The 18,576-nt window shown below is 71.7% G+C and carries 14 protein-coding genes; 10 read left to right on the top strand and 4 right to left on the bottom strand.

Annotated elements, in window-relative coordinates; translation table 11 throughout:
- Positions 1–242: 242 nt before the first annotated feature.
- From ACN263_RS00505 to ACN263_RS00490, 4 genes are all read left to right on the top strand, one after another.
- A complete protein-coding gene (locus ACN263_RS00505) occupies positions 243–3,035 on the top strand; it encodes an immune inhibitor A domain-containing protein (protein ID WP_422737871.1) in 2,793 nt (930 codons plus the stop codon).
- A gap of 335 nt (positions 3,036–3,370) precedes the next feature.
- Positions 3,371–5,806: an immune inhibitor A domain-containing protein gene (locus ACN263_RS00500; RefSeq protein WP_422740892.1), complete on the top strand. Its 2,436-nt coding sequence runs from the start codon at positions 3,371–3,373 to the stop codon at positions 5,804–5,806.
- 107 nt (positions 5,807–5,913) lie between these two features.
- The gene (locus tag ACN263_RS00495; RefSeq protein ID WP_422737870.1) at positions 5,914–6,426 is read left to right on the top strand and encodes a hypothetical protein; all 513 of its coding nucleotides are present in this window, start codon (positions 5,914–5,916) and stop codon (positions 6,424–6,426) included.
- Positions 6,427–6,490: 64 nt separating this feature from the next.
- On the top strand, positions 6,491–7,423 hold the full coding sequence (locus ACN263_RS00490; protein ID WP_422737869.1) for an alpha/beta fold hydrolase: 933 nt from the start codon (positions 6,491–6,493) through the stop codon (positions 7,421–7,423).
- Between the two features lie 4 nt (positions 7,424–7,427).
- Here the strand turns inward: ACN263_RS00490 and ACN263_RS00485 are convergent, their stop codons facing one another.
- Positions 7,428–7,793: a hypothetical protein gene (locus tag ACN263_RS00485; protein ID WP_422737868.1), complete on the bottom strand. Its 366-nt coding sequence runs from the start codon at positions 7,791–7,793 to the stop codon at positions 7,428–7,430.
- Positions 7,790–10,708 (bottom strand): SseB family protein, encoded by a 2,919-nt coding sequence (locus ACN263_RS00480; RefSeq protein ID WP_422737867.1) that lies wholly within the window; start codon positions 10,706–10,708, stop codon positions 7,790–7,792. Before ACN263_RS00480 ends, ACN263_RS00485 begins: the two co-directional genes overlap by 4 nt.
- A gap of 152 nt (positions 10,709–10,860) precedes the next feature.
- Between ACN263_RS00480 and mycP the strand changes: the two genes are divergently transcribed.
- Entirely contained in the window at positions 10,861–12,078 is a 1,218-nt protein-coding gene (gene mycP, locus ACN263_RS00475) for a type VII secretion-associated serine protease mycosin (protein WP_422737866.1), read from the top strand.
- Between the two features lie 85 nt (positions 12,079–12,163).
- Here the strand turns inward: mycP and ACN263_RS00470 are convergent, their stop codons facing one another.
- A complete protein-coding gene (locus ACN263_RS00470) occupies positions 12,164–12,457 on the bottom strand; it encodes a WXG100 family type VII secretion target (RefSeq protein WP_422737865.1) in 294 nt (97 codons plus the stop codon).
- A 20-nt stretch (positions 12,458–12,477) separates the two neighbouring features.
- The gene (locus ACN263_RS00465; RefSeq protein WP_422737864.1) at positions 12,478–12,798 is read right to left on the bottom strand and encodes a WXG100 family type VII secretion target; all 321 of its coding nucleotides are present in this window, start codon (positions 12,796–12,798) and stop codon (positions 12,478–12,480) included.
- 402 nt (positions 12,799–13,200) lie between these two features.
- Here ACN263_RS00465 and eccE point away from each other — a divergent pair, with 402 nt between their 5' ends.
- The 5 genes from eccE (at position 13,201) to ACN263_RS00440 (ending at position 18,524) form a co-directional block, all read left to right on the top strand.
- Positions 13,201–15,045 carry a type VII secretion protein EccE gene (gene eccE / locus ACN263_RS00460; RefSeq protein WP_422740891.1) on the top strand — a complete coding sequence of 615 codons (1,845 nt, stop codon included), beginning with the start codon at positions 13,201–13,203 and terminating at the stop codon, positions 15,043–15,045.
- A gap of 77 nt (positions 15,046–15,122) precedes the next feature.
- On the top strand, positions 15,123–15,509 hold the full coding sequence (locus ACN263_RS00455; protein WP_422737863.1) for a phage holin family protein: 387 nt from the start codon (positions 15,123–15,125) through the stop codon (positions 15,507–15,509).
- Positions 15,510–15,620: 111 nt separating this feature from the next.
- Positions 15,621–16,085 (top strand): GNAT family N-acetyltransferase, encoded by a 465-nt coding sequence (locus ACN263_RS00450; RefSeq protein ID WP_422737862.1) that lies wholly within the window; start codon positions 15,621–15,623, stop codon positions 16,083–16,085.
- 29 nt (positions 16,086–16,114) lie between these two features.
- Positions 16,115–17,032, top strand: a complete 918-nt coding sequence (rarD, locus tag ACN263_RS00445; protein ID WP_422737861.1) for an EamA family transporter RarD — start codon at positions 16,115–16,117, stop codon at positions 17,030–17,032.
- 409 nt (positions 17,033–17,441) lie between these two features.
- A complete protein-coding gene (locus ACN263_RS00440; RefSeq protein ID WP_422736454.1) occupies positions 17,442–18,524 on the top strand; it encodes an IS110 family transposase in 1,083 nt (360 codons plus the stop codon).
- Positions 18,525–18,576 lie beyond the last annotated feature (52 nt).

Here is an 18,576-nt window from a genome sequence, read left to right as displayed (position 1 = left end):
GACAGACGTACCCCGACGGTGGGTGATGGTCCGCGCGGACCATCACCCACCGTCATCTTTTGTGGACCTTCCACCGTCCCACCCGACCTTGGCGGACGGTTCTGCGGATAACGCCTGCATCACGTTCCTGTTGTTCGGCTGGATTCTCATTTAGTTTCACGAAGGTCGGTTGGCCCTCGACGCGACGCTGCGTGCCCGGTGTCTGCCGGCTTCCCTCGCCCATGCCCGAGAAACGGAGCGGCATGAACAGAAACTCCCATCCGGGGTCGCGTCGACGACTACTCGTCGCGCTGCCCGTCATCGCCCTCGCGGCCACGTCACTGACCGTGAGTGGCAGTGCGGCGGCACAGCCGTCCACCACCCCCCGGGCGGTGATCGGGGCTGACGAGTACTACATCAACTACGCCGAGCCCGAGGTGCAGCCGGACACCACCGGCCGCGAGGTCAAGGGCAAGAACGGCGTCTACACCCCCGCTGTCGACGACGCCCGCGCGTTCGACCAGAAGCACGCGCGCGGCAACCCGGTGACCGCCCGCCAGCTCGCGCAGATCGAGGCGAAGTCGATCAAGACGGGCAAGAGCCCGCGCCAGATCAAGCAGGCGCCCACCACGCAGACGGCGAAGCTGCTGACGCTGCTGGTCGAGTTCAACGACAAGGCCAACGACGACTTCACCAACGTGATGGTCCCGAAGACCGTGTTCGAGGACCGGACCTGCGTCCCCGGCACCGTGCAGAACGGGCCGAAGCACAACAAGCTCCCGGACCCGGCGCGGCTCCCGCACGAGGACAACAACACGTTCTGGGTGCCGGACTTCTCGCCGTCGCACTACAACAAGATGCTGTACAGCAAGAAGGGCATCACCGAGCGGGTCCGCACGGACCTCAAGGGCCCGGACGGCAAGAAGGGCATCGACATCTCCGGTCGCACGATGCACAACATGTACCTGGAGATGTCCAAGAACGCGTACACGGTCGACGGGCAGGCCAGCCCGTGGATCACCGTGCCGCACTCCGAGGGCTGGTACGCGGCCAACCGCTGCACCCAGGACGAGAACGGCAACTGGGTGCCCGGCCGCGAGCAGTCGATGAACGGCCACCCGGACAACCCGGCCGGCGCGGGCCGGCTGGCGACCGACGCCATCGCGGCGCTCGCCGCCAAGGACCCGACCTTCCCGTGGGCCGACTACGACAAGGAAGACCAGGCCGACCGCGACGGTGACGGCAACCTCTTCGAGCCGGACGGCGTGATCGACCACCTCGTGCTGGTGCACGCCGGCAAGGGCAAGTCGAGCGGCGGCGGCGACCAGGGCGTGTACGCCGTCTGGGCGCACTCCTCCTCGGTTCCGGGTGGCTACACCATCCCGGGCACCAGCCTGAAGGTGTCGAACTACATCGTGCAGCCGGAGGACGCCGGCGTCGGCGTCTTCGCCCACGAGTTCGGGCACGACCTCGGTCTGCCGGACCTCTACGACACCTCCGGCAACGCCGACTCCGACGTGGACTTCTGGGACCTGATGGCCTCCGGTTCGCACTCGGGTGAGATCTTCCAGGCGCTGCCGACGCACATGGGCATCTGGGACAAGTGGGTGCTCGGCTGGGCCGACCCGCTGACCATCCGTCCCGGCTCCAACCCGCGTGAGGTCAAGCTCGGGCAGACCTCGCGTACGCCGATCGACGCCGAGGACGGCATCAAGGTCGACCTGCCGGACAAGGTGACCGTCCTGGCCACCCCGCACAGCGGCACCAAGATGTGGCACAGCAACAACGACCAGAGCTGGGCCGATGTCAAGCTCAGCCGCTCCGTCGACGTGCCGAACGCCGCGGACGCCAAGTTCTGGATGTGGAACAACTACATCATCGAGGAGGACTGGGACTTCGGCTTCGTCGAGCTGTCGACCGACGGCGGCGCCACCTGGTCCGAGCAGAAGGTGTACGCCGAGGGCGGCACGGTCGTCACGACGCCGGACAACTACGGCGACCCGAACGGCCGGATGAACGACTTCGGTGGCAAGAAGTACGGCCTGACCGGCAGCACCGAGGGCTGGCGTCACGACTACGTCGACCTGTCGGCGTACGCGGGCCAGACCGTCCAGCTGCGACTGCGGCTGGCCACCGATGAGGCGTTCGAGGAGCGCAACTGGTTCGTCGACGACTTCTCGGTCACCGGCGGCGGCGCCACGACCTGGAGTGACGACGTCGAGGGCGGCGCCAACGGCTGGGAGACCAGCGGTGGCACCTTCGTCGACACCACCGGCGCGGGCTGGAAGGTCTCCGGCGGCACCGAGGTGCACGCGCAGTACTACCTGGCCGAGTGGCGCAACTTCGACGGCTTCGACAAGGGCCTGAAGTACGCCTACGACACCATCTACTCGCGCGACGCGTGGAAGGTCGACCGGATCTCCTACAACGCGCCGGGCATGCTGGTGTGGTACCGGGACAGCGCGCTGGGCGACGTCAACCACGTCACCGGGCAGATGACCGCGCTGCCCAGCTACGGCGCCAAGGGCGGGCTGCTCATCGTCGACTCGCACTTCCAGCCGTACCGGCGTACCGGCACGGCGGCCGAGAAGGACCCGTCGGTGACGGACAACCTGCCGAGCCGTCCGCAGTCGTCGAACGCGGCCTTCTCGCTCCAGAAGACGTACCCCTTCACGGAGTGCCTGGAGGCGGCGGGCGAGCCGTACAGCGCGTACTGCACGAAGTTCAAGGCGCAGAAGCCGGTGAAGGGCTTCACCGACGCCCAGGGCTGGTACCCGGGCATCGAGATCCGTGACGGTGCCGCGTACGCCCGGGACAACGACGCCTCCGTAGTGGTGCCGTCGCGTGGCAATGCGCCGTACACCACCCGGGTGACCAACCCGGACGGTAGCCCGGCGCCGGAGTTCTACGGCGTGACGCTTGGCGGCGGCGCGATCGTGCTCGGCACCGGCAACCCGGCCGACGCGGGCGTGCAGAACGGCGTCTCGTTGACGATCCGTAAGACCGCGAAGGACAACTCGTCCGCCACGATCTACGTCACCCCGGCGAAGAAGTGACGGTTTAGCGAGTTCGGCAACTGATGGTGGGGCCGGTGGCGGGAACGCCACCGGCCCCACTGCCGTTTTCCGCTGATCTTATTGATCGAAACACATCGCTGCGAGTGTCGCCGATCAACACCACCCCTCCTCGAGCGCAGATGAAGCGCGGGGGTGTGACGGTGAAAAGCGTTCCCAACAAAATCTTGCAACAAATCGACGCGCACATCTTCCCACCCGTCCCGGCAGTGTCTATGTTCACCATTGGTCCCACTAGTGGGATCGATCTATCACCGGCCCGTACCCCCGTTGGGTCGGTTCCCTCACACCGGAGGTACCACGTGCGCAAAGTCGCAGTGGGTCTGCTCGGGCTTTCACTGACGGCGACAGGGCTGGCGTTCGGACCGTCCGCCAGTGCCGCGCCGCAGCCGAAGTTGCCGACGGCCGCTCCGTCGGTCGCCGAGCCCGCCCTTGCCGACCACGACCTGCCGAACCCGCTGGAGGACAAGCGGCGAGCGCTGCGCCAGGAGGGCCTGAGCAAGGTTCTGTCCGGCAAGGCCAAGGCGGAGAAGGTCAACGGCAGCACGGTCGTCAAGGTCGGCAAGACCCAGGCCGACGGGGCCGCCGCCCGCACCGCTGGTGCAGGTACGGCCCAGACGGAAGACCAGTACGTCGAGCTCTCCCGCGAGCGGACCGACAAGATCTTCGTGATCCTTGCCGAGTTCGGCAACGAGCGGCACCCGGACTACCCGGACAAGAACATCGACCCCAACACCGCGGGGCCGACCAAGTTCGACGGGCCGCTGCACAACGAGATCCCGGCGCCGAACCGGTCGGTGGACAACTCCACCGTCTGGCAGCCGGACTACACCGCGGACCACTACCGGCAGCTCTACTTCGGCACCAACCCCGGCGACGAGTCGCTGAAGCAGTACTACGAGGCCCAGTCCTCGGGTCGCTACAGCGTCGAGGGCGAGGTCACCGACTGGGTCAAGGTCAAGTACAACGAGGCCCGGTACGGCCGCTCCGACGACCCGATCGCGGACGACGACACCGCCAACCCGGCCAACGACCCGGCGGTCTGCGACAGCAACGTCTGCGACAACACCTGGGACCTGGTCCGCGACGCGGCCAACCAGTGGGTCGCCGACCAGAAGGCCGCCGGCCGCACCGACGCGCAGATCGCCGCCGACGTGAAGTCGATGGACCAGTACGACCGGTACGACTACGACAACGACGGCAACTTCAACGAGCCGGACGGCTACATCGACCACTTCCAGATCGTCCACTCCGGCGGCGACCAGGCCGACGGTGACCCGATCCAGGGTGAGGACGCCATCTGGAGCCACCGCTGGTACGCCTTCGCCTCGGACCAGGGCAACACCGGCCCGGACACCTTCCCGGGCGGCGGCACCCAGATCGGCAACACCGGCGTCTGGATCGGTGACTACACCATCCAGCCGGAGAACGGTGGCCGGAGCGTCTTCTACCACGAGTACGGCCACGACCTCGGTCTGCCGGACGACTACAACGTCATCAACGGTGGCGACAACAACAACGAGCACTGGACCCTGATGGCCCAGAGCCGGCTCGGCGCCAAGAACGACGGCGGCATCGGCGAGCGCGGTGGCGACCTCGGCGCGTGGAACAAGCTCCAGCTCGGCTGGCTCGACTACGAGACGGTCGTCGCGGGGCAGAAGAAGACGCTGGTCCTCGGCCCGCAGGAGTACAACTCGCCCGAGGCGCAGGCCGCGGTCGTCGTACTCCCGAAGCGGGATTACACCTTCTCGAACGGCGCGCCGTTCGAGGGCAGCAAGCAGTTCTTCAGCGGCAACGAGGACAACATCAACAGCACGATGACCCGGACGTTGGACCTCACCGGGAAGTCGTCGGCCGCCCTGACCATGAAGGGCCGCTACAACATCGAAGCCAACTTCGACTACCTGTTCTTCGAGGCGTCGACGGATGGCGGCAAGACCTGGGCGACCCTGCCCGGCACGGTCAACGGCAACCCGCTGAAGGAGATCTCCCCCGGGCGTTTCGCCCTGGACGGCTCCAGCGGCGGCAAGTGGGTCGACGTCAACATCCCGATGAACTCGGCGGCGGGCAAGGTCGTGCAGTTCCGGCTGCGCTACCAGACCGACGGCGGCGTGTCCCGGGGCGGCTTCTACGGTGACGCGATCACCGTGACCGCCGACGGTCAGACCGTGTTCACCGACGGCGGCGAGAACGGCGCCAACGGCTGGACCTTCGCCGGCAAGTTCGAGATCGCCTCGGCGACCTACACCAAGAAGTTCGACAACTTCTACATCGCCGGCACCCGGTCGTACACCTCGTACGACAAGTACCTGAAGACCGGCCCGTACTACTTCGGCTACCAGAACACCCGCCCGGACTGGGTCGACCACTACGCGTACCAGGAGGGTCTGCTGATCTCCTACTGGAACACGCGGTGGGCGGACAACGACACGTTCGAGCACCCGGGTGAGGGTCGCAACATGATCATCGACGCTCACCCGGAGCCGTCCTACAACCTGACCGGCGCCCCCTGGCGGGCCCGCGTCCAGGTCTACGACGCGCCGTTCAGCCTGAAGAAGGCGGACTCGTTCACGCTGCACATCAACAGTCAGGCCCAGTACGTCCGTGGCCAGGCGGCGCAGCCGCTGTTCGACGACACCAAGCAGTACTGGTTCCCGGAGCTGCCGAACCACGGCGTCAAGCTCCCCGCCACCGGCACCAAGATCAAGGTCATGTCGCAGGACGGCATCAACACCACTGTCCGCTTCAGCTGATCCTTCGATCAGGCACCACCCGCACCACGGCGATGCCCGGGCAGGTCACCTGCCCGGGCATCGCCCATTGCGGGGAACCCCGACCGGGCCCCGCACGTCCGACCACCGTGCAACCGCGAACCCGTACCACCCTGACCGGCGTCGGCCTGGCCACCCTGCTGGCGCTCACCGGCTGCGCCGGAACACGGGACGAAGGAGGCGCCGTGGCCGCCGAGCAGACGCCGTCCGGCACTCCCTCGCCCGACGTGCCACCGTCCTCCACCGCACCGACGACGCCCAGCAACCCGAGGCTGGACGACCCGACACCGTCGTCCCCCGCCGGGCGACCACCGCGCTCGCAGACCCCGCTACCCACCCTGCGCCCGCCGACCGGACCGCCGCGCACGCCGACCGACTCCCGCAAGTCCAACGCCCTGGCCGGACGGATCAACCGGGGCGGCGACGGCCCCTGCTACGGCCTCCTCACGGACGATGGTCGGCAGTACGCGCTGCACGGCACCGGCAAGGGCACCTTCGCCGTCGGCACGACGGTCCGGGTGACCATCGGCCCGGCCGACCCGGCCGCCGACTGCGGCCCGGGCATCCCGGCCACCATCGTCGACATCAGCCCGGTCGGCTGACCGCCGAGGCCGGACACGGGCCGGCGAAGCGGTCCCCTCCCGACGGGGTCCTAGGCTGTCAACCATGACCGACCAGCGCGGCGAGACCGTCGACGAGTCCTGCGTCCTCACCGAGGGACCGTGGACGCACCGTTTCGTCGGCGCCAACGGCAGCCGCTTCCACGTGGTCGAGGCCGGCACCGGCCCGATGGTGCTCTTCCTGCACGGCTTTCCCGAACACTGGTGGGCCTGGCACCAGATGCTCCCCGCGGTCGCCGACGCCGGCTTCCGCGCGGTCGCGGTGGACCTGCGCGGCTACGGCGCCAGCGACAAACCACCCCGGGGGTACGACGGCTACACCCTCGCCGCCGACATCGCCGGCCTGATCCGGGCCCTCGGTGAGCGCTCGGCGACGCTCGTCGGCAGCGGCGTCGGCGGCATGGTCGCCTGGACGGTGGCGTCGTTCCACCCGACCCTGGTCCGTCGGCTGGTGGTCCTGGGCGCGCCCCACCCGCTACGACTGCGCGCCGCCATTTTCGCCGACCCGCGCGGCCAGTTCGCCGCATCCACGCCGGCATTGAAGTTCCAGCTCCCCCGCTACGAGCACGTGCTCACCAGGGACGGCGCGACGGGCATCGGGGAGATCCTGCGCCGCTGGGCCGGTCCGCGCTGGGCCGCCAGCGCGGACTTCGAGGCGTACGCCGAGCGCTGCCGGGAGGCGATGCGCATTCCGCAGGCCGCGTTCTGCGCGCTGGAAGGCTATCGCTGGGCCTTCCGGTCGGTGCTGCGGCTGCACGGCTACCGATTCGTGCGCCTCATGCAGAAGCCGCTGGTCACCCCGACCCTGCAACTGCACGGCGCGGCCGACATCGCCGCCCTGCCACGAACAGCCCTCGGCTCCGGCCGGTACGTCGTCGCGCCGTACGAGTGGCGTCTGCTCGACGGGGTGGGGCACTTCCCGCACCTGGAGGCCCCGGAGCTGGTGCTCGGCGAGATCCTGCGCTGGGCGAAGTCGTGACCGGTCAGACCCGTTGCTCGCGGAGGTCGGTCACCTCGGCGGCCGGCGCCCAACCCTGGTAGACGCCGAAGTCGAAGACCTCCAACCGCATCGCCTCGGCCACCGGCCAACGACCACCCGTGTACTCGACACGCAGCCAGGCGTCGTGCTCGCCGAGCACGATGAACGGCTGCCCCTGCCAGGTGCAGGTGGTCCGTACGTACGCCAGATCCTCGATCTCGCTCGCCGGCAGCACCCGGACGTAACGGCCCGCACGGACCTCCTCGAAGCCGTCGCCCGGCTCGGGCTGGTAGAGGCGGATGTCGTCGCCGTCCGGGCTGGCCTGGTACTCCCGGCCCTGCCAGCGGGCCACGTAACCGTCGCGCATCACTCCTCCGGAACCCGTCGCCAGGTGACCGCGTCGGTGTCGAGCACCGCGACCACCCGTTCGGTGCCGTCGTCGCCGATCCGCCAGAGCTGTGCGCCGTGCGGGAGGCGAGCGCTGTCCACCTTGAACTCCGCCACCACGTCGCTGCTCTCGCCCGGGGCGAAGCCGTTGCCCCGGAACGGCGGGCGTTCGATGACCCAGCCCTCCATGGCGCGCATCGCCGCCTCGTTCTGCCCGCCGTACGGAATCCGGTAGAGGCTGGGCCGGTGCGCCGGCCAGCGCAGCACGTAGATCTCCTCCGCGTCCCGCACGAACGGCGAACCGGGGTAGTTCAGGCCCAACGCGTCGTGCAGCTCGGCCGGCGTCGTCAGGTGGGCCAGCTCGCCGGCCCGGTGCACGAAACCCGAGACCCGGTCGTATCCCCGCTCCAGGTAGTACGCGAGCTGGCTGGGCGCGATCGCCTTCTGCATGACGGTCGGGCGGGCCGGGTCGACCACCGCCGGGGCGTACCGGGGACGGGCGGCGGGTTCCGCCTCGGCCGCCGGCTCCACCGGGTCGACCTCCAGGTCGTCGCCGAGACCCACCTCGGCGGCCCAGTTGGCCAGGGCGACGATCTGGTCACCGGGCAACTTCGCGCCGACCGGGGTGCCCGGGTTGACGGCGAACGACCAGTCCTCGTCGGGCCAGCGCCGGATCAGCTGGGCGAACTTCACCCGGACCGTGTCGACCTCGGTCTCGATGTGGTCGGCGAGACGCTCCGGCGACGTGTAGACCACCACGTACGTCTCGCCGTCGAGGCGGGCCGTGCGCCAGACGAAGCCCGGGTCGCCGGGACGGCTGCCCCGCTTCGAGTCCGCCGCCGCCGGCAGCAGCACGCGGGCCAGCAGCAGAGTGGACAGGAAGGTGTCCGTGCTGCCGGCACCGGCGGCGCCGAGCAGGTCCTCCTCGACGGTGTTCGCCGGCTGGAACTGGGGTGTCGCCGGCTCGTCGGCCGGTCGGCGATCGGCGGCATCCGCGTCGGAGCCCGGGCGGGCCGGCTCGGGTTCGTACCCCGGCCGGGACCAACCGGAGTCCCCGGCGGCGGCGTCGCTGCCCAGACCCGGGTCGGCCAGGCCGGCGTGGCTGCTGGGACCGGGGCCGGCCTGGCCGGCGTCACTGGCCAGTCCGGGGCCACTCGGGCCGGCGTAGCTGGACAGGCCGGGTCCGGCCAGGTCGGCGTCACCGGTCGGACCGGGGCCAACCAGGCCGGCGTCGGTGGTCGGGGTGACGGCGGGTGGATCGAGCAGGTCCGCCGCGTTACCGGCGGCGGCCGAGGCAGCGGGCTCCGGCGCGACCGGACCGGGCATGGCCGGGCCAGCGGCAGACCGGCCCGGGGCAGCCGGGCCGGGCACCGGCGGGCTGAACGGTGGCGGGGCGGTGGCGGTCGGGCCGGGTCGCCGTGCGGTGTCGAAGAAGGGACCGACCTCGTCCGGATCGAGGAGGTCCCGGGACTCGATGATGGTGCCCTCGATGACGATGGGCGTGAACCCGCGACGGGGGGCGGGCGGGCCGGAGACCGGTTCCGCGACCGACGGCGGCAGCTCCTCCACCGGGTCGAACGGCCGCTCGGCGGGTCGGCTGTGCGGGATCGCCTGGGTCTCGTCCGCCGCGGGCGTCGGCTCGGCGGCGCGGGTCGGTGGCGGCGCACCGTTGACGGGCCCGGGCACCCGGAACGCACGGGTGGGCTCCTCGGCCAACGGGTCAGGCCGCCGCGGTGGCAGCGGCTGGGTGGCCTCGTCGTCGGACAGCGGCGCTCGTACCACCCGCGATGTGCCCAGGTCGGCGGCGGGCGGCCACGCCCCTCGGCGGGCGTCCGGCGGGGGCATGGCGAATGCCTGGGTGGCGTTGTCGCCGCCCGGCGCGTCGGCGGGCCGGCGGCGCGGGAAGGGCTGACTGCCGCGCCCGAACCGCGACGGCGGCACGGCCCGGTCGCCCGTCCGACCGTCGCCCGGAGGCAGGCCCGACTTACGACCGGACGTCGGCTCGAAGAAGGAACGCCGACCGTCCTGGTTGGGACCGTCACCGGCGGCCGGACCGGTGGCCTCGCCGGCCGGCCGGATGGCGGACGGTCGGCCGGCGCGGGGAATCGGCTGCTCGGTCGACGGGGTGTGGGTGCGGTCGGCGGCCAGGGGCGCGTACCGGGACGCGGCGGCGCGACTCGCGCCCGGCCCGAGGTCGGCCCCCGGCCGGACGGTGCGCGGCGGCTCGGTCGGCTGGCGTGCCCCGGTGGCCGGCATGTCCGCCACGCCGGATCGGTGCGGCAGGTCGCCCGGGCCGGGTGAGCGGCGGGGCCGGCCCGAGGCGGGCGGCGGACCCACCGGAGGAGGCGTGCTCCTCGGCGCGGGTCGTGCGGGCGACGCCGCCTCGGAGACCGGCGGCGCGGGCGGTACGAACCCGGCGGCGGGCGAGGCGTCCCGACCGGTCGTGCCCGCCCGGAACCGGGACAGGGTCTCGGCCCGCTCCAGCCGGGCCCGGGCGCCCATCGCGCGGCCCGGCAGCCGGACGTCACCCCGGGACAGCTGGGACACGAACCAGGACGGCAGGTACCCCTCGACGGGCAGTCCGGGGTTGACCGCGAGCCACCACTCGTGGTTCGGCCAGCCGAGTGCGAGTTCGGTGAACGGGACCCGGCGGTGGGTGCCCCCGTGCTCGCCGAGGCAGGCGCGCAGCGCGGCGGCGGAGGTGAAGGCCAGGACGTGCGTGCGGCCACCGGTCGTCCAGGTGCCCCAGCCGGCGGCCTGCCCGGACGAAGCGGGAGTGGAGACGGGCAACAGCAGATCGGTGCGGGACAGGAGGCGGAAGTAGAGCTCCTGGTCGTTGGCGCGCAGCGCGTCCCGCATCGCCACCTCGGCCTCCGTGGCCGGCTCCCATTCGGTCACGGCCACCTCTCCTCCCGAGAACAGGCCACAGGTATCGCGTACAACCTACAAGGTGGCATCAAGATCACAATGGCTGGCTGGCGGCGGTGCGCCCCGGCGACGGCGAGGCGATAACATCCCGTTCCGGAGCCGACACGATACGGAGGCCGTCGATGTCCCGGTCGATTGCGCGCCCGGTCCTGGCCGGTCTGGCGGTCGCGTTGCTGACCGGTGTGACAGGTCCGGCCGTCGCCGCAGGCGCGCTCCGCTCGGCCCCCTCCTGCGCGACCCCGCCGGCGCCCGTCCGACCGGTCGAGGCCACCCCCTGGCCCCAGCAACGGTACGACCCCGCGCGGCTCGCACCGCTGACCACCGGCGCGGGGGTGACGGTCGCGGTCGTCGACTCCGGGGTGGACCGCGCACACCCCCAGTTGGCCGGACGGGTTCTGCCCGGCACCGACCTGCTCGAACCGGGCGGGGACGGCAGCCGGGACTGCGCCGGTCACGGCACCGGTGTGGCGAGCATCATCGCGGCGGCGCCACGGCCTGACGTCGCCTTCCACGGCCTGGCGCCGGCCGCCCGGATCCTGCCGGTACGCGTGAGTGAGCAGCAGGTGGTGCAGGGCCGGGAGTCGGGGCGTACGGTCAGTGCCGGTGAGTTCGCCCGCGCGATCCGCTGGGCCGTGGACCACGACGCCGACGTGCTGAACCTCTCCGTGGTGCTGTACGCCGACGACCCGCAGGTCCGCTCCGCCGTCCGGTACGCCGTCGAGCGGGACGTGGTGCTGGTGGCCGCCGTGGGGAACCTGCACGACAGCGGTGACCCGCGCCCGTTCCCGGCCGCGTACGACGGGGTGCTCGGGGTGGGCGCGATCGGAGCGGACGGGGCGCGGGCGACCTTCTCGCAGACCGGCTCGTACGTCGACCTGGTAGCCCCGGGGAGCGAGGTGCTGGTCGCCGCGCCCGCGCAGGGCCACCAGCGGGTCGAGGGCACCAGTTACGCCGCGCCGTTCGTGGCCGCCACCGCGGCGCTGCTGCGCGCGTACCGGCCCGAGCTGACCGCCGCCGAGGTGGTGGAGCGGATCGTCGCCACGGCCGATCCGGCCCCCGGCCCGGGACACGGCGGCGGGTACGGCGCCGGCGTGCTGAACCCCTACCGGGCGGTCACCGAGACGGCCGGTCGGTCGGGTGGAACCCGGTCGGTCGCCGCGCTCGCCGACGACCGGGCCGATCCGGCGGCGCTCGCCCGCCAGGCCCGCCGGGCTACCGCCCGGGACCGGGCTCTGCTGGCCGGCGCGGTGATCGGCGTGACGGCGGTCGCCGTGGTGGTGCTGGCCCTCGTACTGCCCCGGGGCGCACGCCGACGTTGGCGACCGGCCGAGCCGGCCTGACCTGGCCCGGTCGCCACCGCGGCTCTCGCCCGGGCGTGGCCGGGACGCCGACGCGGGCATGGTCAGCGCCCCCGGCCCACCGACGTCACTGGAACAGCCCGGTGTTCTTCTTCTCCGTGTCGAGATAGTCGGCAGCGGAGTCGTCCACCGCCACCTTGATGGCACGCAGCATCGCCTGCAGGTCCTGGGAGGCGGAGCGCCACCGCGCCTGGCGCTGCTCGTACGCCTGGCGGGCGTCGCCGGACCAGGCCGACACCAACGGCGCGGCGTCCCGTTCGAGCTGGCCGAGCTGCGAGTCGAGCGTGTTCAGCGCCCGCTGGATGTCCGCGCCGGCCTGTTGCAGCGCGGCGAAGTTGACGACCAGCACACCGTTGTCCATCGGAACACCTTTCCGGCAGGTCAGAGCGGCAGCTGGATGCCGCCGCGGTTGGTGCCGGCAACCCGGCTGGCCGCCTCGTCGTCCGAGACGTCGTACTGTCGGCCGGCGGTACGGATCGCACCGGCGGTCTCCCGCAGCGCGCGGTGCAACGCCGCCTGGTCATCTGCCCACTGCCGCTTGACCTGCTCGAACGACCGCCCGCCGGCGCCGCGCCAGGCCTGCTGCAACACCTCCAACTCGGCCAGCAGGCCGGTCAGCATGGACTGCAACGACTGGTCCACCTGCTCGAACTTCGTGGCGGTCTGCTTCATCACCGCCGCTTCTGCCTGGGTCTGGGACACCCGGACGTCACCTCGTCTCCTCGGTCGTGCCTGGCTGTCAATGCGCCCGCGGTGGGGGCGCACCGCTCGCGGGCCCGCTCGACGAGCATGGTCGGACACGGGTCAGCGATGAACTTCGTGGCTGACGGTAGCGGCCCGGTAGCGGTTCTGCTACCCCACCGCTCTCCCCTGTGGACAACCACGGCAGCCATCGGTCGCCTACGATGTGCGGCAGCCCCGTTGCGGGGCGTGACGGGCATCCGGAGGCAGTCGACCGCCGGGCAGGTCCAGACTGGTCGAGGAGGCGCGGTGCCGCCGATCACCACTTCAGGCAGGCAAACGGCGAACCACGCCGGGTGGGGCCCGAGCGCCGCTGCCCCGTCAACCGGGCCGGACACCCCCACCGCCTCGTCGGTCGACACCGTGCCGGGCATCGGCTCGCCCACGGCCGATGGTGGCGCACCGAGCTCTCTGGACGTCAGCGCGCCCGGAGCAGACGTACTCCGTCGACGATCCCGCGTGGGGTGGGCCACGGTCGGTCGACCCGGTACGGGCATACGCGCGGGTCAACTGGTCACCGGGCAGGTCGCCGTCGCGGTCGTGCTCGCCGCCCTCGGCCGGGGCCGGCCGGCGATGACCGTCGCGCTGCTGGTGGCGGCGCTGCTCGTGGCGGTCGTCTGCGTCCGCGTCCAGGGCCGGTGGCTCTTCGAGTGGCTGGGCACCGCCGCCGGGCACGTCACCCGCCGTCGGGGGTTGGGCGAGCGGACCAATCCGGCCGAACTGCTCGACCTGGTCGCCCCGGGCGCCGTGGTCGGCTCGACCGAGTTGTCGAGCGGGCCGGCGGCGGTGCTGGAGGACACCGGCGGCCTGGTGGTGCTGCTGGAACTCGGCGACCCCGGTGACCTCATCGGCGACGCCGCCCGGCCGATTCCCGCGCCGTCCACGCTGCTGCCGACGCCGGGGCCGGACGTGCCACCGGTGCGGATCCAACTCCTCCTCACCGGGACACCGGCACCCGTACCGACCGCCGGTGGCACGGTAGGGACGTCGTACCGGCAGCTCACCGACGGCCGCCTCGTCGGGCGGGAGCGAGCGGTGCTGGCGGTCCGGGTGCTCCGGGCGGACGGGTGGACGCCGGAGGCGCTGCGCCAGGCGCTGGCCGGCACGGTCCGCCGGATCATCCGTCGGCTCGGGCCGCTGACCGCCCGACCGCTCGGCGTACCCGCGGCGCTGCGGGTGCTCGGCGAGCTGGCCCACCACGACGGCGAGCCGGTGCTCCCGGCCTGGCCGGCGCTACGTACCGGAGCTCTGGTCCAGGCCACGTTCCGGCTGGTCCGCTGGCCGCAGGCGGCGGGTGCGCGGCGGCTGGTACCCCGGCTGCTGGCGCTGCCGGCGACCGCGACGACGGTGTCGCTCTGCGCCGGGCCGGCCGCTGGTGGCGGCGACGCCGCGGTGACCGAACTGACCGTACGCCTGGCCGCCACCTCGCCGGCCGAGCTGACCCTTGCCGTCGACGCGCTGGACCGCCTCGTCGACGGCGCGGGCGGGGAACTGCGGCGGCTCGACGGGGCGCACCTGGACGGTCTGGCCGGCACGCTGCCGCTGGCGCTCATTTCCGCCGGACGGCCGGCGGGTGCGCTGGACGACTGGGAGCTGCCCCTGGGCGAGGCGGGGATGATGGTCGGCACCAACCGGCACGGCGGCGCGGTCACCGTACGGCTGTTCCGGCCGGAGGGCACGCGGGTGCTGGTGGTGGGCGGGGTGCGAGCCGCTCAGCTCGTCGCGGTGCGTGCGATGGCCCTGGGAGCGCTCGTGGTGGTGCAGACGGCACGACCGCGCGCGTGGGAGCCGTTCGTGCGCGGCGTGGGCGCACCGGGTGGGACGATTCCGCTGATCCCGCCGGGTCGGCCGGTCGCCGACTCGGCCGGTGCCGCGCTCCGACCGTTGCTGTTGGTCGTCGACACCGGGCCGGTGCCGGCCGAGACCGAACCCGGGCCGGCCTGGCGGGCCACCCTCGTGGTGCGCGACGAGCTGACACCGGCCGATGTGGACGCGTTGAGCCGCGCCGACCTGGCGGTGCTCCAGCGGCTGCACCCGGCGGAGGCGACGCTGGCCGGCGTGGCGCTGGGACTGGGCCCCTCGGCCGACTGGCTCACCCGCGTACGCGACGACATGGTGGCCGTGGTGAACCGTCGCGCGCTGCGCTGGGCGCTGCTCGCCCCGACTCCGATCGAGGCCCAGCTGATCGGCCGGCCGGCACGGGCCTGAGCCGGCCCGCGCCGAACCGGTCCCGGTGGTCGACCGGCGGGTTACGCCCGTGGATCGTCCGTGGCACGATCCCCGCCATGGGTTTTCTGAAAGGGTTGCTGATTCGGCTGGCCACCACGGCGCTGGCCTTCTGGTTGGCCACGTTGCTCATTCCGGGTATCGACCTGGAGTCGACCTCCGCCGTCCAGACGGTCACCACGCTGATCCTGGTGGCGGCGATCTTCGGCGTCGTCAACGCGGTGCTCCAGCCGGTCATCAAGACCGTCGGCTGCGGCTTCTACCTGCTCACGCTCGGCCTCATCGCGCTGGTGGTGAACGGCCTGCTGTTCCTGCTCACCAGTTGGATCGCCGACCAGGCCGGGCTGCCGTTCTCGGTGGACGGGTTCTGGCCGGCCGCCGTTCTCGGCGCCCTGTTCGTGAGCATCGTGACCTGGATCCTCGGCGCCGTCCTCGACCGGGACTGACCGACCACCACCGTCCCGGACCGCCCGGCCCCGACCGGCCGGGCGGTCCGGTGACCAGAGTTCGGGAATTGGCCGGCCGACGGACCATCCGGGTCGGTTAGCGTCGCCGACGTGTACTCCCTGACGCGGGCCGACGGCCACCTGCTCAGCACCGATCCCGCCCGGCTCGACCTGGACCGCGTGCACCACTGGCTCTCCACCGACGCGTACTGGGCCCTGGGGCGTGACCGGGACACCCTCGTACGCGCCTTCGCCGGGTCGCTGCCGTTCGGCATCTACCGGCCGACGGACGGCAGCCAGGTCGCGGTGGCCCGCGTGGTCACCGACCGCGCCACCTTCGCCTGGCTCTGCGACGTGTACGTCGACCGGGCCGCGCGCGGGCTCGGGCTGGGTACGTGGCTGGTGGGCGCGGTCCGCGACCACCTGGCCGACCTGGGCGTACGCCGGATCCTGCTGATCACGAACGACGCGCACGAGGTGTACGCGCGGGCCGGGTTCACCCCGCTGGACGTTCCCGAGCGGTGGATGAACCTCGACCGGCGGCCGCCGGTGACGCCTGTCACCGGAAAGGGATAAAACGGAGGTTAACCCCTTACGGTGGAGGCGTGACGCCACTCCGCCTGGGATACCTCTACGGCATCGGCGCGTACCTGCTCTGGGGTTTCTTCCCGCTCTACTTCAAGCTGCTGCGGCCCACCGGCCCGCTGGAGATCCTGGCTCACCGGATCGTCTGGTCGGTGCTCTTCGTGGCCCTGCTGCTCGGCGCGCTGCGCAACATCGGCTTCCTGCGGGCGCTGCTGCGCCGACGCGGGGCGCTCGCCGGGATCGTCGCCGCGGCGGCGCTCATCGCCGTCAACTGGGGCACCTACATCTACGGGGTCAGCTCCGATCGGGTGGTCGAGACCGCGCTGGGCTACTTCATCAACCCCCTCGTGGTGGTGCTGCTCGGGGTGACGGTGCTACGGGAGCGGCTACGGGCCGCGCAGTGGGTCGCCCTGGGCATCGGCGGATCAGCTGTCGCGGTACTCGCCGTCGACTACGGCCGACTGCCCTGGCTGGCGCTGACCCTGGCGTTCAGCTTCGCCGGCTACGGCCTGATCAAGAAGCAGCTCGGACTGCCCGCCGCCGAGGGACTCTTCGTCGAGTCGGCGGTGCTGGCGCTGCCCGCCCTGGGCTACCTGGCCTGGCTGTCCCGGCACGGCGGGCTGACCTTCGGGCACGTCTCGGCCGGGCACACCGCGCTGCTGGTGCTGGCCGGCGCGGCCACCGCGATCCCGCTGCTGCTCTTCGCGGGGGCCGCCAACCGGCTGCCGCTGACCGGCCTCGGCATGATCCAGTACCTGGCTCCGATCCTCCAGCTCGCCTGCGGCGTGCTGATCTTCCACGAGCCGATGCCACCGGCCCGCCTCGCCGGCTTCACCCTGGTCTGGCTGGCCCTGGTCGTCTTCACCACCGACGCCATCCGCCAGGCCCGCCAGTCCCGCACGACCTCCCGCGTCCCCACCCCAGTCCCAACCCCGTAACCCCCACCCGGCCCGGCCCGGCCCCGGCCCCGGCCCGCCCCCGCCCCTGGCTCGGCGATCTTGCAGTTTCTGTTGTCGATTTGTCGGGCTACACCCGGTATGACGCAACAGAAAGTGCAAGACGCTTCTATGTCGGTGGTGATCGGTTCGGCTGGTTGCCGTTAGGTTCGGCGTCGATGATCGCTTGGGTGACTCATTGCCGATCCGGCCGCTCGGAGTGCGGGCGTGCCTTGTGCAAGACCTGTCCCCAGGTGGTCGTCGGCGCCGGCCCGGCCCACCTTGCTGGCCTGATCAGAAGCCTGCCCGTGCGAGCACACGTGGCCCATCACAGATTTGCCGCCGAGGTGACTGCATCCCGAGCCGACGCCGACTGTCCCAGTCGTGTCTGGCAAAGGGAGCAACAACTGAGATGGCACAGATCGTAGAGCGGGTCACGGATCGCTATGACGTGGTGGTGGGGGTGGATACCCACACCGACACGCACACCGCGGCGGTGCTCGACCGGTTCGGAGCGGTGCTGGCGCAGGTCACCGTGTCCACCGACCCGGACGGGTTGAGCCAGCTGCTGGCCTTCGCCGCCACGCACACCCCATCGCACGGGCGCCGGTTATGGGCGGTGGAGGGCACCCGGGCGCACGGTCAGGGGCTGTGCCGACTGTTGAGCGCTGCCGGTGAACCGGTCTGCGAGGCACCCAAACCCGTCGCGGCGACCCGCCGCCGGGGCGGCAAGTCCGACCAACTGGACGCGGTCGCCGCCGCCCACGCCGTGCTGGCACTGTCCACCGACCGCATCACGGCACCCCGCAGCGACGGACCACGCGAGGCGCTGCGTCTGCTGCTGGTCTGCCGCCGCCACCACAGCGACACGCGCACCGCCACGGTCAACCTGGTCAAAGCGCTGATCCTGACCGCCGACGACGCCCTACGCCACGCCATACAAGGGCTCAGCACCACCCACCAGATCGCCCGTCTGGCCGCCCTCGACCTGCCCGACAACACCCACCCGCCCACCGAGGAACACACCCGCCGCCGCGAACTGGCCACCCTCGCCCGTCACATCCACACCCTCGACGCCGCACTGACCGACAACCACCGACGCCTACGCACCCTCGTCACCGAACTCTGCCCACCCCTGCTCGACCAACCCGGAATCGGACCCGTCACCGCCGCCATCGCCCTCACCACCTGGTCACACCCCGGCCGCGTCCGATCAGAAGCCGCCTACGCCACCCTCGCCGGCGCCGCCCCCATACCCGTGGCCAGCGGCCGCACCGACCGACACCGCCTCAACCGCGGCGGCGACAGAACCCTCAACAGCGCCCTGCACACCATCGCCCTGACCCGCCGCCGCATCCACCCCGAAACCCGCGACTACATCAACCGCCGCCGCGCCCAAGGCCGCACCACCAAAGAAATCAACCGCTGCCTCAAGCGCTACATCGCCCGACAGCTCTACCGCATCATCACCACCCACCACCGCACCGCCACTTGACAACCCCACTCACAGATCGGCGGGGCAAAGGCGGGTGGGGAGCGGCGGGGGC

Source organism: Micromonospora sp. WMMD729 (genome assembly GCF_049315225.1).
In the GTDB taxonomy this organism is placed as follows: domain Bacteria; phylum Actinomycetota; class Actinomycetes; order Mycobacteriales; family Micromonosporaceae; genus Micromonospora.
The sequence above is the reverse complement of the archived record's forward strand: the minus strand, read 5'-3'. Positions and strand labels throughout refer to the sequence as shown.

What these genes read in the sequence shown, in the direction of transcription:
- ACN263_RS00505 (WP_422737871.1), top strand. Translation starts at nt 243, where the DNA reads ATGAACAGAAACTCCCATCCGGGGTCGCGTCGACGACTACTCGTCGCG.
- ACN263_RS00490 (WP_422737869.1), top strand. Translation starts at nt 6,491, where the DNA reads ATGACCGACCAGCGCGGCGAGACCGTCGACGAGTCCTGCGTCCTCACC.
- mycP (WP_422737866.1), top strand. Translation starts at nt 10,861, where the DNA reads ATGTCCCGGTCGATTGCGCGCCCGGTCCTGGCCGGTCTGGCGGTCGCG.
- ACN263_RS00470 (WP_422737865.1), bottom strand. Translation starts at nt 12,457, where the DNA reads ATGGACAACGGTGTGCTGGTCGTCAACTTCGCCGCGCTGCAACAGGCC.
- ACN263_RS00455 (WP_422737863.1), top strand. Translation starts at nt 15,123, where the DNA reads ATGGGTTTTCTGAAAGGGTTGCTGATTCGGCTGGCCACCACGGCGCTG.
- ACN263_RS00440 (WP_422736454.1), top strand. Translation starts at nt 17,442, where the DNA reads ATGGCACAGATCGTAGAGCGGGTCACGGATCGCTATGACGTGGTGGTG.